At 35.1% G+C, this 16,233-nt stretch carries 13 protein-coding genes, 3 tRNA genes and 1 pseudogene; 9 read left to right on the top strand and 8 right to left on the bottom strand.

The annotated features are described in order from the left end of the window. The first annotated feature begins 123 nt into the window (after window positions 1-123). From OXQ85_RS08925 to OXQ85_RS08900, 6 genes are all read left to right on the top strand, one after another. A complete protein-coding gene (locus OXQ85_RS08925; RefSeq protein WP_267403716.1) occupies window positions 124-2,901 on the top strand; it encodes a hypothetical protein in 2,778 nt (925 codons plus the stop codon). 206 nt (window positions 2,902-3,107) lie between these two features. Next, window positions 3,108-4,034, top strand: a complete 927-nt coding sequence (locus tag OXQ85_RS08920; protein ID WP_267403714.1) for a GLPGLI family protein — start codon at window positions 3,108-3,110, stop codon at window positions 4,032-4,034. 140 nt (window positions 4,035-4,174) lie between these two features. Continuing rightward, complete coding sequence (locus OXQ85_RS08915) at window positions 4,175-4,429, top strand: FeoA family protein (RefSeq protein ID WP_267403712.1); 255 nt, start codon at window positions 4,175-4,177, stop codon at window positions 4,427-4,429. After that, the gene (gene feoB / locus OXQ85_RS08910) at window positions 4,429-6,462 is read left to right on the top strand and encodes a ferrous iron transport protein B (RefSeq protein WP_267403710.1); all 2,034 of its coding nucleotides are present in this window, start codon (window positions 4,429-4,431) and stop codon (window positions 6,460-6,462) included. The genes OXQ85_RS08915 and feoB overlap by 1 nt, the downstream gene beginning before the upstream one ends. A 240-nt stretch (window positions 6,463-6,702) precedes the next feature. Next, window positions 6,703-8,085 carry a phosphoglucosamine mutase gene (glmM, locus tag OXQ85_RS08905; protein WP_267403708.1) on the top strand — a complete coding sequence of 461 codons (1,383 nt, stop codon included), beginning with the start codon at window positions 6,703-6,705 and terminating at the stop codon, window positions 8,083-8,085. 125 nt (window positions 8,086-8,210) lie between these two features. After that, complete coding sequence (locus OXQ85_RS08900) at window positions 8,211-9,590, top strand: tetratricopeptide repeat protein (protein WP_267403706.1); 1,380 nt, start codon at window positions 8,211-8,213, stop codon at window positions 9,588-9,590. Between the two features lie 45 nt (window positions 9,591-9,635). Here the strand turns inward: OXQ85_RS08900 and OXQ85_RS08895 are convergent, their stop codons facing one another. The 4 genes from OXQ85_RS08895 to OXQ85_RS08880 are packed head-to-tail and all read right to left on the bottom strand — an operon-like array spanning window position 9,636 to window position 12,517. Further along, the gene (locus OXQ85_RS08895) at window positions 9,636-10,505 is read right to left on the bottom strand and encodes a hypothetical protein (protein WP_267403704.1); all 870 of its coding nucleotides are present in this window, start codon (window positions 10,503-10,505) and stop codon (window positions 9,636-9,638) included. 49 nt (window positions 10,506-10,554) lie between these two features. Then, window positions 10,555-11,439, bottom strand: coding sequence for a DMT family transporter (locus tag OXQ85_RS08890; protein WP_267403702.1), 885 nt, complete (start codon window positions 11,437-11,439; stop codon window positions 10,555-10,557). Further along, window positions 11,426-12,079 (bottom strand): leucyl/phenylalanyl-tRNA--protein transferase, encoded by a 654-nt coding sequence (gene aat, locus OXQ85_RS08885; protein WP_267403700.1) that lies wholly within the window; start codon window positions 12,077-12,079, stop codon window positions 11,426-11,428. The genes OXQ85_RS08890 and aat overlap by 14 nt, the downstream gene beginning before the upstream one ends. Window positions 12,080-12,139: 60 nt before the next feature. Then, a complete protein-coding gene (locus tag OXQ85_RS08880) occupies window positions 12,140-12,517 on the bottom strand; it encodes a DUF3127 domain-containing protein (RefSeq protein ID WP_267403698.1) in 378 nt (125 codons plus the stop codon). Between the two features lie 189 nt (window positions 12,518-12,706). Here OXQ85_RS08880 and OXQ85_RS08875 point away from each other — a divergent pair. The 3 genes from OXQ85_RS08875 to OXQ85_RS08865 all read left to right on the top strand — a co-directional run bounded on the left by OXQ85_RS08875 (window position 12,707) and on the right by OXQ85_RS08865 (window position 12,958). Then, window positions 12,707-12,788, top strand: a tRNA-Leu gene (locus OXQ85_RS08875). 6 nt (window positions 12,789-12,794) lie between these two features. Further along, a tRNA-Gly gene (locus OXQ85_RS08870) sits at window positions 12,795-12,870 on the top strand. A 6-nt stretch (window positions 12,871-12,876) separates the two neighbouring features. Continuing rightward, window positions 12,877-12,958, top strand: a tRNA-Leu gene (locus tag OXQ85_RS08865). Window positions 12,959-13,248: 290 nt separating this feature from the next. Here OXQ85_RS08865 and OXQ85_RS08860 read toward each other — a convergent pair. The 4 genes and pseudogenes from OXQ85_RS08860 to OXQ85_RS08845 all read right to left on the bottom strand — a co-directional run bounded on the left by OXQ85_RS08860 (window position 13,249) and on the right by OXQ85_RS08845 (window position 16,192). Beyond that, window positions 13,249-14,004, bottom strand: a pseudogene (locus tag OXQ85_RS08860) (metallophosphoesterase). Then, window positions 14,005-14,550 carry an RNA 2'-phosphotransferase gene (locus tag OXQ85_RS08855; protein WP_267403697.1) on the bottom strand — a complete coding sequence of 182 codons (546 nt, stop codon included), beginning with the start codon at window positions 14,548-14,550 and terminating at the stop codon, window positions 14,005-14,007. A 14-nt stretch (window positions 14,551-14,564) separates the two neighbouring features. Then, on the bottom strand, window positions 14,565-15,506 hold the full coding sequence (locus tag OXQ85_RS08850; RefSeq protein WP_267403695.1) for an ADP-ribosylglycohydrolase family protein: 942 nt from the start codon (window positions 15,504-15,506) through the stop codon (window positions 14,565-14,567). Beyond that, window positions 15,506-16,192 (bottom strand): NAD-dependent deacylase, encoded by a 687-nt coding sequence (locus tag OXQ85_RS08845; protein ID WP_267403693.1) that lies wholly within the window; start codon window positions 16,190-16,192, stop codon window positions 15,506-15,508. Before OXQ85_RS08845 ends, OXQ85_RS08850 begins: the two co-directional genes overlap by 1 nt. Window positions 16,193-16,233 lie beyond the last annotated feature (41 nt).

The following is a 16,233-nucleotide window of genomic DNA, read 5'->3' as shown; positions in this document are numbered from 1 at the left end:
TGAATAATTTTATCACTATGTTTGTAGTGATAATTTTCAATTTAACTTTTTAGATTATCTTAGATCTTTACTAAAAGTGTAACAAAAATTCAAAACAGCTAACTAATTACGCAAATAATAATTATGAAAAAGAAGATTTCTTTGTTTTTGATGATATTTTTCTCAGTATTGTCTTTTGCACAAAAAACAGTTTCGGGGAAAATTACAGATGAAGACGGAGTAGCAATTCCCAGCGCGAGTGTGACCATAGAAGAACCAGGAAAAGACGCCATTCTTGCCTACGGAATTACCAACTCAAAAGGGGAATACAAAGTTACTTTTACCACGGCAGAACCCAATGTAGATTTGAAGGTAAAAGCATTCAACCAAAAACCATTAACAAAGCAAATCAGCAATAGCGATCAGAGTTTGAGTTTTAAACTTCAATCTGAAGCTACCGAAATTAAAGAAGTTCAGCTGAAAACAAAGATGATTACCTCACGAGGTGACACCATTGCCTACGATTTGAAAGCATTCGACAGCAAAAACGACAGAACATTGGCTGATGTAATGAAGAAAATCCCCGGAATTGAAGTAAATACCGACGGAAGTATTCTTTATCAGGGAAATGCCATCAATAAATTTTACGTTAACGGAAAAGACTTAATGGAAGGCGGTTATGGAACAATCAATAACTCACTTCCGAAAGATGCTGTACAGAAAGTTGAAGTTCTTGAAAACCACCAGCCGGTAAAGATTCTTTCGGGTAAAGTCCCTTCTGATCAGGCAGCTATTAATATTAAGCTTAAAAATTCAGTAACCATGACTGGTCGTGGTGAAGTAGGAACAGGCTTCGGTGATCCCTGGCTTTGGAATGTGAAGTTAACACCTATGTTTTTCGGACAGAAAAGTCAATGGGTGGTTAATTATAAAACCAACAACATGGGCGAGCAGGTGGAAAATGAAGGTAATATTCTGGCATTTGGAAGCAGCTGGGAAGGAAGAAGAATTAATGCTTCTCAGAACGATTGGCTGAATGTAGAAACAGCAAGTACACCCAATTTGCCCGTTAAAAGATATCTAATGAATAATGTTCATTATTTATCTGCCAACTATCTTACAAATATTGATAAAAAGAAAGAATGGGAGCTGAAGGCAAGTGCTAATTATACCAATAATGCGGTAGAAAGAGAAGATTATAACGAAACAACTTATTTCCCAACGAGCGAAAGACCACAGCAATCTACAGTGGTAATGAGCACAAGAAATAACTTTTATACAGATAAATTAAAAGGTGAATTGATCTTTACTAAAAATGCGAAGAAAGGTTTCTTTAAAAATACCACAAGTTTCAGCCAGTTTTGGAATGCGGACAGAGCTTTTGCAGACAGAGCAGGAAGATCAGGAAATCAATCGGTAGAGTCTCCTACATCGTCATTTCAAAATTCATTGAGTACGATTATCCCTTGGGGAGAAAAGATGGTAAACTTCAAATCATATATCAATTATCAGGATGATCAGCAGACATTGGTTGTTAGCCCGGCAAACTATTTACAGTTACCTTACAAACTTCCAAAAACAGACCCCACAGATCCGAATGAAAAAGATAAATACGGGATTGTAAATTTTGCACCGGGAACGTCGGCAATGCAACAATTTAGATTGAAAACATTAGACACATCACATTCAGCGAATGTTAGCTTTTCTACAAAAGGATGGACATTCACACCACAAGTAGGATTTGATTTTTCAACAGATAAACTCAATACAAATTTTGATGGAGCAGCTATTACAAATCCTGCCATTCCTGGGGACGTTCCGCCTAATTTTAATGATGGTATTTATGAAAACAATCTGAAATTTACTGAAATTGTACCTTCAGCTTCAGTTGGGGTAAATTATAAATCTGAATCATGGAGTGTTTTTGCTAATTTTCCGGCTAATTTCAACAGTATTAAGGCTGAAGACGATCTGAGAGGAGTTTCAAAATCATTAAATAAAACTACATTTACTCCCAACGCATTTGTGCAGTATACATTTGCCTCTTTCTGGAAAGCAAGCGTAAACGGAAATATCAGCAATAATTTTGGAGATGTTCAGACAGCGTATGCAGGATATATGCTGTTAAGCCCAAGAGGATTTAATGTGATGGATCCTAATAATCCGATTCCGCAGACAACTTCTAAAAGTGTAGGATCAAGAATTGAATATAGAAACCCGCTAAATAATTTATTTTTTAATGTAAATTATTCATTAAGTGATAATAAAAGAAATTTGCTTTCTTCTCCAATTTTAGATGTAAATACGGGATCTACTTTAATTAAATATATTGAAAGAGAAAACCACGCAAAAAGCAACAGATTTAATGTAGAAGTAGGTAAATATTTTCCGAAATTTAAAACCAATGCTTCTGTGAGCTACGGAAATACATTGTCAAAATCTGATGCATTCTTAGATGATACTCAATATTTAAGTAAAAATAATACTCAGACTTACGGGTTTAAGTTCAACAATACATATTTTAGCTGGGCAAGTTTAGATTATACGCTTAATTTATCAAGAAATAAACAGGATAATGTTGGTTTAAGTACGACTCAAAGCAGATTAGGAGTAAACTCTGGGTTTAATCATAATTTGGCGCTGTATTTTTATCCAATAGAAAATCATACCATTGGTTTCAACTGGGATCAGGTGAATACAAGTGACGGAATTAATAAGTATAAAAATGCATTTTATGATGTTTCTTATCAGTTTTCATGGTCTAAAAAGAAAATTGATTTTGAATTGAAATGGTTAAATATCGCTAATAGAAAGTTCTTTGAAACTTATAATATCAACCAGTCAACGAACAGTTCTTCTTACACGAAGATTCAGCTTCGACCAAGCCAAGTCATGTTCACCGTAAAATTCAACTTTAAATAAATCACAAAAACCAATCTCACGGAGGTTGGTTTTTTGTTTCATAATCTATTAAAAGATGATGTTACAAACTGATGTTTATCATTGTCTTATTTTTATTTAATTGAAAATCAATAGATTTTAATTTCATTAAAATCAATTCAAAATAAAAAGGCACAAAATCTGTAACAAAAGTTGAGGATAGTGAACTAATTAGTAAACCTTTCAAAATGAAAAAACTTTTTTCAGTATTCTTATTAGCCATTGTAATTTTTGCAAACGCACAGGAAAAGGAAACCGCCAATCGTTTCTTTTATGAATTAACATTTAAACCAAAGAAAGATTCGGCAAAACTTGATAAAGTAATCACGATTTTAGATATTACCGATAAAAACAGATCTATTTATCAGGATTATACGATAATTGCTCAAGATTCAATCATGAAAATTGAATTTGAAGCGATGAAAAAATCTGGAATGATGAAAGATCTTTCAAAGTCGATAAAGTCACCGAAGATTTCAGCCAGAATCTATAAGTTTTATCCAACAATGAAGATTCAGTATGTAGATAAAATCACAAGCGGATTTACGCCAAGTAATATCGGTTACAATGAAGATTTAAAATTAAAATGGAATATCCTTAGCGACAAGCAAAAAATAGGCGAATACAATGCTCAAAAAGCAACAACTGAATTTGGAGGAAGAAAATGGACGGCTTGGTTCTCTTCAGATATTCCGTTTCAGGATGGGCCTTATAAATTTTCCGGACTTCCAGGCTTGATCGTGAAAATTGAAGACGATAAAAAAGACTATTCTTGGGTTTTACAGGGAAACAAGAAAATTAATGATTACACTGAATTCTCTTACGTTGAAAATTTCATGAACTTAAAAGGAGGTAAAGTGAATGAATTATCTAGAGAGAAGTTTGAAAAAACTTACAGCGATTTCAAGAAAGATCCATTTGCAACGATAAGACCAATGATGACTCAGGATATGCTTTCAAAATCTATTCCGGGAATGGATGGAACCATCGGAGACATGATGAAAAAACAGGAAAAAGCATACAAAGATTTCTTCAACGCCAATGACAACCCTATTGAACCTCCTTACGAGAAAATAAAAGTAGGGAATGTAGAAAAAGTAGGACAGGCGAAATAAAAAAGCTTCATATCAACTAAATTATATTTTGTAAAATCAACCCAGATACAGCGATGTGTTTGGGTTGATTTCTTTCATAGAAATCCGTTATTTAGATTAAATTTAAATAACGTATATTTGCAGGCACAAATAATTTGGCTTTGAAAGAGAAGGATTTACATAAGTTGAGCGGATTTCCCAAAAACAAAATGGGAAAAATTGTAGGGTATGATAATGACAGTCTGAAAATGCCCAACAAGATCATTGAAATGGGGCTTCTTCCCGAAACTTTGTTCAGGATTTTGTATCAGGCGCCGTTCAGCGGACCCATGTATGTAGAGTTTGGAGATGAAAAAAGCCGTATTGCTCTTCGTGAGGAAGAAGGAGATTATATCATTGTTGAAGAATTGAATTAATGCAGGACACTCAAAAAAAACAGATACTTTTAGTAGGAAATCCAAACGTAGGAAAATCAACGGTTTTTAATGCACTCAGCAACAAAAAACAGAAAACCGGAAACTACGCCGGAGTTACCGTAGCAAGCCATTCCGGGAATTATACGTATAAGAACGAGGAAGTTGAGATTATCGATTTGCCGGGTTCTTACAGCTTGTATCCAAGTTCAGAAGACGAAGCTATCTTTTCTAAATATTTAATTGATAATCAAAAAGATTACGCCGGAGTTATTTATATTCTTGAAGCACTAAGCTTAAAAAGAGGTCTTCTTTTATTCCAGCAGATTCAGGATTTGGGAGTTCCGATGATTTTGGTGGTGAACCAGATCGATCAGGCGGAAAGAAGAGGAATTACTATTGATATTCAGCAATTCTCAGAGGCATTAGGCATAAAAATTATTCAGACCAATGCGAAAGAGCAAATTGGAATTGATGAAATAAAAGAAGCCGTTTTAAACAACAAATTCTTAAAAACAAATAAAGTTTCATTTGAAACACCAGCAGAGCATAAAGATTTTATTCAGAAATTAGCTTCTCACAAAGGGTTTGATAATGAATATAAAGCCTGGATGAGCCTTTCTTTAGGAACAGATTTAGGCAGAATAGAATCTATTACAGGTTCAATGAACGAGCCGGATTCTAAAAGTTTAGTTCCGAAAAGACTACAGGTTCAGGAAACCGTAAGAAGATACCAAAATGTTGATAAAATCTTATCCAACGTAATCACTAAAAAACCGCAGTTCAAGGAATTATTAACCGAAAAGCTTGATAAGGTTTTGGTTCACAAATTTTGGGGATATATCGTTTTCCTTTTGATTTTGTTGATTATTTTCCAAAGCGTTTTCTTCCTCGCAGCATATCCTATGGATGGAATCGACTGGCTTTTTGGAGAACTGGGGGCTTTTACCTCAGAACATTTGCCGGAAGGGCCAATCAATTCTTTGATTTCCAACGGAATTATTCCGGGTATCGGAGGAATTGTAATTTTTGCTCCTCAAATCGGGATCTTGTTATATTTCCTTTATTTATTGGAAGATTCAGGTTACATGGCAAGAGTTGTTTTCCTTATGGATAGGCTTCTTAGACCTTTTGGATTGAACGGAAAAAGTATCGTTCCATTGGTTTCAGGTACAGCCTGTGCAATTCCGGCGGTCATTTCAACAAGAAATATTGAAAATTTAAAGGAAAGATTGCTGACCATCTTAGTGACACCTTTTATGACGTGTTCGGCGAGGCTTCCCGTTTACAGTATTATTATTGGATTAATTATTTCAGATAAAACATTCTTCGGAATTCAGTATAAAGCCATTGTTTTGATGGGAATGTATTTGCTTGGTTTTGCCGTAGCTTTACTTTCTTCTGCTATTCTTAAAGGTTTTATAAAAAATAAAGGAAAAACCTATCTTGTGATGGATTTACCTACTTATAAAAAACCATTGTTCTTATACGATTTTAAAATGGTTTTGGGGAAAGTTTGGGACTTTATTACCGGAGCTGGAAAGATTATTTTCGTTGTAAGCATTATCATTTGGTTCCTGAGCTATTTCGGACCAAAACAACAACCAGACCAGTTGGTGGCAACCAATGTTGAGCTAGATCATTCTTATTTGGCTAAAATGGGAAAAGGAATTGAGCCAATTATTGAACCATTGGGTTATGACTGGAAAATGGGCGTTGGAATCCTGACGAGTTTCGTGGCAAGAGAAGTGTTTGTAGGAACAATGTCAACGCTTTACAGCTTAGATGATGATGCTCCTGAAGTGAAAGTGATCGATAAAATGAGAAGAGACGTAAAACCGAATGGTGAGAAAGTCTTCAGTTTTGCAACCGGTGTTTCGGTACTCTTGTTTTACGCATTTGCAATGCAGTGTATTTCTACACTTGCAGTAGTCTACAGAGAAACCAAAAGCTGGAAATGGACTGGCTTACAGGTAGCGATGATGACAGGTTTGGCATACTTTGTGTCGATGATAGCATATCAGATATTAAAATAATGGACTCTTCATTAATTTTACAATACGTAATTGTTCTAATAATCGTTGCATTTGCCTGTTACTCTTTATTTAAAGTACTCAGAAAGAATTTTGCACCGAAAAAGTTTAGTTCAAAAAGATCAAACTGCGATAAGGATTGCGGTTGTTCATAACTTTCTGATGAGGTATAAGAAATAATATCTAATTTTGCCTAGTTTTAAAACACCAAATAAATTAGATTAAACTTATAAAACACTCAGAATGTCATTAATAAAAAGTATTTCAGGAATCCGAGGAACCATTGGCGGTAAAGTAAATGATAACTTAACCCCGCTGGACGTGGTAAAGTTTGCCTCGGCATTCGGAACTTGGCTTCAGAATAATAAAAATAAAAAAGATTTAACGTTGATTATCGGGAGAGACGCCAGAATTTCTGGGCAAATGGTTTCTTCTTTGGTGACAGCAACGTTACAGGGTCTTGGGATTAACGTGGTTGATTTAGGACTTTCTACGACTCCGACCGTTGAAATTATGGTTCCGGAACTAAAAGCAGACGGTGGAATTATCCTTACCGCTTCCCATAATCCCAAACAATGGAACGCTCTGAAATTATTGAATGATAAAGGAGAATTCATCAGTGGTGAAAATGGAGCAGAAGTTTTGGCTTTGGCTGAAAGCGAGGACTTCAATTATGCAGAAGTTGATGATTTAGGAAAATATGAAACCAGAGATGATGCTTTTGATATTCATATTCAGCAAATTCTAGACTTGCCGATGGTAGATGTTGAAGCTATTAAATCTAAAAACTTTAAAGTGGTTTTAGATGCTGTAAATTCTACGGGAGGTATCGCAATCCCAATGCTGTTAGATAAACTTGGTTGTGAAACAGTAAAATTGTATTGCGAGCCGACAGGTCATTTCCCACACAATCCTGAGCCGTTAAAGGAACATTTGGGAGACATCTGTGAATTGGTGAAAAAAGAAGGAGCAGACTTCGGAATTGTTGTAGATCCGGATGTCGACAGATTAGCTTTAATTGATGAAAAAGGTGAAATGTTCGGGGAAGAATATACTTTGGTTGCCGTTGCAGATTATTTATTGAAACATAAAAATGGAGTGGCAATTTCAAATCTTTCTTCAAGCCGTGCTTTGAGAGATGTTGCTAAAACTCACAACTCAGAATATTTTGCAAGTGCTGTGGGAGAAGTAAACGTAGTTACTTTGATGAAGGAGAAAAATGCGGTAATTGGTGGTGAAGGAAACGGAGGAATTATTTACCCTGAGCTACATTACGGAAGAGATTCTTTAGTGGGTGTTGCTTTATTTTTAACACATTTAGCAAAGGAAAATAAAACAGTTTCTGAGCTGAGAGCTGGATATCCGAGCTATTTTATGGGTAAAAAGAAAATTGAGCTGACTCCGGAAATAAATGTGGATGATATTTTAACCAAAATGGAAAAAGAATATCAAAATGAAGAGGTTTCTACGGTAGATGGTGTAAAAATAGATTTTGAAAATAATTGGGTTCACCTTAGAAAGTCTAATACAGAACCGATTATCAGAATCTATACAGAGGCTAAATCTCAGGAAGAGGCCGACCAATTGGGTGATGATATGATAGCTAAAATCAATAGTTTGATTTAGAAAAATTTAACAGCTAATTCATCATTCGAAAAAGAATAATTATTAAATTTATAGTACTAAGATTTTCAGAACAGAGTATTTGTATATCTCATCTCTCAAGTCTTAAATCTTAAAACTGGTTTATATTGGAAGAATATTTTGGAAATGAACTTGTAAAAAAGTTCGAAGAAATGATGGAAAATAATGATGAATTCTACTTTGATACAGAAGAGTTAGAAGACATTATTGTTTATTATCTGGAGCTTGGAGACTTTAATTATGCCGATACAGCGGTAACTTACGGTTTAAAGCTTCATCCCAATTCTTTAGATATCAAGATCAAAAAACTTGAAATTCTCCTAGAATGGGAAGAGTATAATACAGCGAAAGACCTTATCGATGAGCTGAAAGGTTCTTCTATGGAAAGCACCGACTTTTTGGTGTGCTACGCAAAGTATTATTCGAATTTAGGAAATCCGAGAAAATCTATTGAAATTTGTAAAAAAGCGTTGGAATTGAAAGAAGAAGAAAACTTCCTTCACAATTTTATCGCGGATGAATATGTGAATCTTGGAGATCCTTTTAACGCGCTTAAACATTACAGAAAAGCATTGAAAGAAGATCCAACAGACGAATACTCTTTGGAAAACGCGATGATTTGTTTTTCGGAACTGAATAAGAGCGAGGAGGCGATTGCCTTTCTTAATGAATATTTAGATGAATTTGCCTATTCAGAAGTCGCTTGGTTTGAGTATGGACAGTTTTATTTCAACAGAAAAAACTACGAAGAAGCGATAAAAGGTTACGACTATTTATTGGCGATCAATTCTAGTTCTGTTGGAGTATATGCTAATAAAGCAGCTTGTTATGAAGCTTTAGGCCAGTATAAAAAAGCTATCGAAGTTTATGAAGAAATGCTGGAATTAGAATATACCAAAGCGTTTACATTTTATAAAGTAGGACTTTGTTATAAGGCTTTAAAACAACCCATTGTAGCGTTAAATTACTTCCAGAAATCGCTGAGAGAAGATCCTCAGTTTTATCTTGCGATGATGGAGCAATCTTATCTTTACGAGGAAATGGGCGGCATGACAGAAGCTTTACATTTTGCGAAAGAAGCTACTTCGTTGAATGGGAGTAATTTAGATTATCAAAAAAGACTGGCGTTTTTGTTCATCGATTCAGGAAAGTTTGAAGAAAGCCTTTCTTGCCTGAAAATTTTGGTAGAAGCAGAACCTACAAGATTTTACAATTGGTATGCTTATTCGGAAGTTTTAATGCTTTTGGGTGAATATGAAGAAGCGATTACAATTTTAAATAAAGCCGTAAAAGTACATCATAGAGCAGAATTGTTTTATCAGCTAAGTAATTGCTATCTGAACCTTAAAGATCAGGAAAAAGGTGTCGAATCGCTTCAGAAAGCTTTAGAATTAGATCCTTCGTTGGTATCGGATATGCAGAAAAAGTATCCGTTCATTAAAGATGAAGTGAAAAAGGTAAAAGCTAAAGTAAAAAAGAAGAATTAATCTTATATAAAAAGAAATCCTGCATCGATGCAGGATTTTTTATTTTTAGTGATTGTATTCGTAAGAATGAAGTTCTAATGGAGAAGATGTACTCACATTCCCATTAGCATCTGTATACGCTTTGGTTTCAGTAACCGGATAACCTTCTGTATTGTAAGTCACAGAAGTATATTTATATGCTGAGAAACTTGTCATATTACTGGCAGCAGACGTCGCAGTAGTTGTTGATTTGTAAGAGCTGATATTATTTTTTATATTAGAAAATATAGCAGACATACCATCCGTTTTTTCATCCGTGTGAATCAACTTATCAAAGCCTTTTACATTTTTAAAAGGATAGTTTTTATCATTATAAGTGTATGTTGATGACTCATTATAAGTTGTAGTTGTTGCGCCTACAGTTAATGTTCCGCTTCCTGAAGAGCTGGTCATATTTCCGTTACTGTAATTATAGATTGTATTCATTACAGGCTGTGGCGAACCTCCAAATATGGTTCTTTTTACCTTAATTGAGTTGGCACTTGTATGTGTAAATTCATTGGTAACAGAAGCTTGTATTGTTATACCATTGCTTGTATATTCTTTATTTACTGCTGTTGCTAAAAGATTATTAGAGTAAGTATATTCCTGAGCTGTTTGCAGTACGTTTCCTTCGTAAAATTTAATGGATGTAATAAAATCTCCATTGTATTCAAAAACGACTTTATCACTAGAGTTACTTGTACTTACTAAGGTAGTGATTTTTGTTCCGTCATAATTGATTTTCATAGATTCTCCATCAATAGTCATTTTTACCGGAAGAATAGCCGTTTGTTGTGTAGGATCTGTGTTGTTTGTAACGGTGTTGTCATCATCGTCTTGGCCGCAAGAAAGCGTAAGAAAGGCCATTGAGCCTAATAAAATAATTTTTTTCATGTCTTATTAATTTTAAGAGCACAAATATAAATTAATTTACAACATACTGTTATTTTTTTTGCTTACTTCTTAAAAATATTAATCCAGCGATGATAATTCCCGCACCAAAGAACTGCATTGTTGTTAATCTGTCACCATCCAAAAAGCCCCAAATAATAGCCACAATCGGCATTACCAAAGTGACCGTTGAAGCAAAAAGTGGTGTTGATACTTTTAACAATCGATAATTCATCATCATCGCCAAACCGGTTCCGAAAATGGAGAGTAAACTCACGAATAATAATCCTGTTAAATTATTTTCATCCAAACTAAAAGTTGAAAAAAATCCTGAAAATGCCAACGCAATCACTGATGGTAAAAATAAAACGAAAGAAAAGACAAAAGCAGATAAAACCGTTGAAGAAACTTCCATTAATTTAGATTTTACCGTTGTTGTGCTTAATGCGTAACAAAAAGTAGCTAAAAGTAATAATAAGATCGGAAGTAATTTAAACGAACCGCCTTCTCCGTCACCACCTCCAAAAGCCAATAAACAAACGCCTGTAAAGCTTATTAAAGTCCCGATAATCTGTTGTTTTGTCGTTTCAAACTTCCAGATCAAAGAACCGACAATAATCACGAAAATCGGCATCATTGAGTTGATAATTCCTGCAATACTGCTGCTCACCTGAGTTTCAGCAATCGGAAATAAAAACATTGGAATAAAGTTTCCCGTAAAAGCAGCTAATATTAACCATTTTAAATGTTTCTTAGGAAATAGTTTATATTTTGAAATCGCTACAGGCATCAAGATGATTCCCGCGATTAAAACGCGCAATGCACCTACCTGATAAGGATTGAAGTGTTCTAAAGATTTTTTAATTAAAATGAAAGAAGATCCCCAGATAATGCTCAGCACAACCAAAAGAATCCATTTTTCTTTATCTGCGTTCATTGTTTTTGTGTAAAATTTTTAAAAATTCTCTTTTGGAAATCATTTTCGCACCGAGACTTTCCAGATGCTCTGTATGAGACTGACAATCAATGAGTGAAAGGTTATTTTTATTACTTTCAACAAAATGAATAAAACCTGCCTTGGAAGCATTGCTTACCTTGGCAAACATACTTTCACCACAAAAAACATCGCCCACCTGCAAACCGTAAAATCCACCAACCAGTTCTCCGTTTTGCCAGACTTCTATGCTTTTTGCTAAACCATATTCATGAAGCTGAATAAAAGATTCCATCAATTCATCAGAAAGCCAGGTTCCCGTTTGCCCTCTTCGGTTGATTTCCTGACAATTTCGAATAACTTCCCGAAAGTTCTGATTTTCTGTAAAATTGAAAACATTTCGATCCAAAATCTTCTTCATTGATTTTGAGATTTTCAATTCACTCGGAACCAGAATAAATCTTGGATCGGGGCACCACCAAAGAATTTCCTCGTCAGGATTATACCACGGAAAAATCCCCAACTGATAGGCAAACCAAAGCCTTTCGATGGACAAATCTCCACCAAAGGCAATTACCCCTTCGTGCCCGTCGTACAGTTCCGGATCGGGAAATGAAATTTCGTTTTCGTCTAATCGAACCATTGCTAGAAAAAAAATCCCACTTCATAAAAAGTAGGATTTGTATTGATTGTATTCTTTTAATTAGAAAGGCAAATCGTCATCATCATCTCCCGCGAAAGGATTTTCGTTGGAAACAGAAGATGCAGATTGAGAAGGTGCCGCCTGAGTAGGCTCAGAAGCGTTATCAAATACTTTTTCTACTCTCCATCCTGTAATAGAGTTGAAGTATTTCGTTTCACCTTGAGGAGAAACCCACTCTCTTCCTCTGATGTTGATTCCCACCTTTACATTTTCTCCTTCTTTCAAATTATCTAATAAACTGATCTTATCAGACAAAAATTCTATGTTTATCGGTTGTGGATACTGTTCCTGAGTTAAAATAACCATTTCTCTCTTTTGGAAACCACTCGCAAATGTTTGAGGGTCAAATATTTTCTTTACCGTTCCTTGTAATTCCATATCGTAATTATTAACGTGGTAAAAGTAAGAAAATCAATCGTAATAAAGGGTACGAGAAAAAAAAAATGTAAAAAATTTATTTTTTTTTACTGAAAAGTTTGGAGATAAAAGAATTTATCCTATCTTTGCACCACTGAAAACGAGAAAACGAAACAAGTTCTTTAAAAAATAAGTTTTAGTATAAACAACGCGGATGTGGTGTAATTGGTAGCCACGCCAGACTTAGGATCTGGTGCCGAGAGGCGTGGGGGTTCGAGTCCCTTCATCCGCACAGTATGCGAAAATAGCTCAGCTGGTAGAGCACAACCTTGCCAAGGTTGGGGTCGCGGGTTCGAATCCCGTTTTTCGCTCCACTCCATGCCCTGGTGGTGGAATTGGTAGACACGCAGGACTTAAAATCCTGTATCTTCGGATGTACGGGTTCAAGTCCCGTCTGGGGTACAAGACCCTCTGTAATTTATTACGGAGGGTTTTTTGTTTTTATCTCAAAAGTTTTGCTTAATATTCTTAGCCTCGGAATCTATTTTTACCCTCTTCTGAACATTATAATCACATATTTTCCGTTTTAAATATTTAGATTTGCTATTCTGAAAGAAAATAAGCGGGATGAATAATCTATGCTATTTATTTTCACGAAAGATTCTTCATTCATCAGCATGACAAACTTGATGTCTATTTTTATTCTATTCTCGCGGATTGTACAGATTGCGCAGATGTTTATGCTTAAGGCTTTATCGGTTTTTAGTTCTAACATTATAGTTATTTCTCCCTTTTTCATAAGGATATAAAGTCGGAAGCGGATCGCTTTGCCAGAATTCTTTGGTTTCAACATCCATTATCGTCAAAGCTCCCGTGAAGGCTGCTCCGGTATCCAAATTCCATATATTTGCTTTGTTTATGGGCTCTTTAATTCCCAAATGTAAAGTTGGCGTATGACCAATGAAAATTTCACTATACAGAAGCAATCTTTTAGGGTATAATTCGGAGTTTTTAGACAGCTTTTTATCCATCGCAACAGCAGTTTCCCAAAGGGTTCTATCCCAACGGTAATTGCTGGAATAAACTTCTTTTTCAGGACCATGCATAGACGAATAACCGGCATGAATAAACAACCGGTTTTCTTCGTCGATGTAGTAATTTTTCATTCGTTAAAAAAATTCAAGATGAGTTTTCAAATCTTCCAGAGAATACTTAGAGTAACTGTCGACTGTACTTTGTCCACCGTTGAAAAGCCACACATCAGGAGCTGTTCCAAAAGAAAGCCAGTCTTCTATCCAAGCATCATGATTTCCTTTGATGAAAATACATTCCTGTTTTTCGGAAAGCTCCATTAAAAATTGAATGATTTGAGAAGATTCGCTCCAACCATCAACATAATCTCCGAGGAAAATTAATTTATCGTTTTCAGTTACGTTGGCTTTTTCCAAAACCTGTTTCAACGCTTTGAATCCTCCGTGAATATAACCGATTGCTAATATTCTTTTCATTTAATTTGAAATATATTTTGCATCAACAAAATCCGTCAGCCAAACATTATTTTCGGAAAGATAGAAGTCTATTCCGTTATCAAACATTTCTTTTGTTTTGATAATTAAAATAATCGGTTTTCCGTGGCGCATTCCGACTTTTGTTGCGGTTTCTTTGTCCTGACTGAGATGAACATGTTGCCGGTTTCTTTTTTCAATTCCATTTTCAAAAATAGAATCGATATTTGCTTCTGCCGTTCCGTGATACAGAAATTCGGGCGGTTGTTGCGGTTTCAAAGCCAAATCAATATCAATCGAATGCCCTTGGTTTGCTCTAATTTTAGTTTTATCTTCATTAAAAATAAAACGTTTTTTATCATTGGTTTCCACAATTTCTTCGAGTTGTTCAAAGGTAAGACCTTGATGAGACTCTCTTTTTGATTTTGTTATTAATTCATCAACACTTGTCCAACCGTTTTCATCTAAATTTAAATTGATGATTTCGGGTTTATGTCTTAGAACTAAGCTGATAAATTTGCTTATTTTTTTCTTTTGTTGTTCGTTCATGGTTTATGTTTTTTTTATTTCATTAATTTTTTATCTAATTTAATACAGAGTTCTTCTATATCTTCTTTTCTAGCAAGCACGGAAACCCATTCCTCAGGAATATTTTCAAAACCATAATAAATTCCTACAATTCCACCCGTGATTGCTCCCGTTGTGTCCGTATCTTCTCCTAAATTGACTGCTTTCAAAACAGCTTCTGAATAACTTTCAGAATTTAGAAAACACCATAATGAGGCTTCTAAACTGTGAAGAACGTAGCCGCTTCCTCTAATCTCATCTTCTGAATATGTTGAAATATCATTCCTTAAAACTTTATCAAAAAGCTGAATCTCCTTTGGGTTAAAGTTTTGATTTTCTGCAAATTCCAAAGCTAACTTTTGTATATGATGAAAAGCCTCTCTTTTATCTTTTCCTTTAATCAATTCAATCGCAAAAATCACATAGACAAAACAGGCAAAAACAGAACGGAAATGTCCGTGAGTAATTGAAGAAACTTCTTTTACTATTTGATATAATTTTTCAATATTTTCTTCATCTTTAAGATAAAATGCCAAGGGAAGCGTTCTCATTAAAGAACCATTTCCATTATCTTCTTCAAAAATATTTCCTGAAAATCTGGCACTTTCACCTTTAATCAATCTTGCGATAGAATGTCGTGTTGTTCCGCCAATATCGAAAAGCCTTCCGTGAGCCGTCCAATGTCCATACTTATTCCATTTAACAAAACTTTGTCCGATTTTTTCTAAATCATAACCTTTCGTCAATTCCTCTGCAATACAAAGCGTTAATGAACTATCGTCGCTCCAAGTTCCTTTCGGCTGGTTCCAAGATCCGAATTCCTGCATTTCTGTAACAGGAAACATTTTTAACGTTTCTCTACTTTTAAATTCCACCGGAACACCCAAAGCATCGCCAATACAAACTCCAAAAATTCCTGCTTTTACAATGTTTTCCATTAGGCAAGATTTAACAATTTATCGTACAATAATTTCATTCCTTTGGTTGCGGTTTCTTTCATGACAACGGCTCTTTGTCCGTATCCGAAACCTGTTTCGTTGGGGTTGATGACAATTAAAAGACAATCGTCTTTGATATCATGAATCAATCCTGCAGCAGGATAAACCTGCAGAGATGTTCCGATTACCAAGAAAATATCTGCTTCTTTTGCTTTTTTTGAGGCTTTATACATCAATGGAACATCTTCTCCGAACCAAACAATGAAAGGTCGCAATTGAGCCCCATCTTCGGCTTTATCTCCGATATTGATGTCGCTTTTTTGTTCGTAAATCAAACCTTTATTATTGCAAGAACATGACTTGAATAATTCTCCGTGAATGTGGATGATATTTGTAGAACCTGCTCTTTCGTGCAAATCATCAATATTTTGTGTGATAATCTGAACATCGAAATGTTTCTCCAAATCAGCAATTAATTTGTGTGCATCATTCGGTTCCACTTCATGAAGCTGGCGACGTCTCTGATTGTAAAATTCCAAAACCAAAGCTCTGTCTTTTCTCCACCCTTCCGGACTTGCAACATCCGTTATACTATGATTTTCCCAAAGACCATCTCCGTCTCTGAAGGTTTTTATTCCGCTTTCGGCACTGATTCCGGCGCCAGTTAATATGGTTAGTTTTTTCATTTGTTTTTTGTTTTAGTTTTTAAACGCAAAGCTCGCAAAGA

The sequence above is a fragment of the Chryseobacterium sp. GM_Chr_2 genome, from assembly GCF_026540445.1.
In the GTDB taxonomy this organism is placed as follows: domain Bacteria; phylum Bacteroidota; class Bacteroidia; order Flavobacteriales; family Weeksellaceae; genus Chryseobacterium.
Note: the sequence above shows the minus strand (reverse complement) of the source record. Positions and strands in the feature narration are given on the sequence as shown.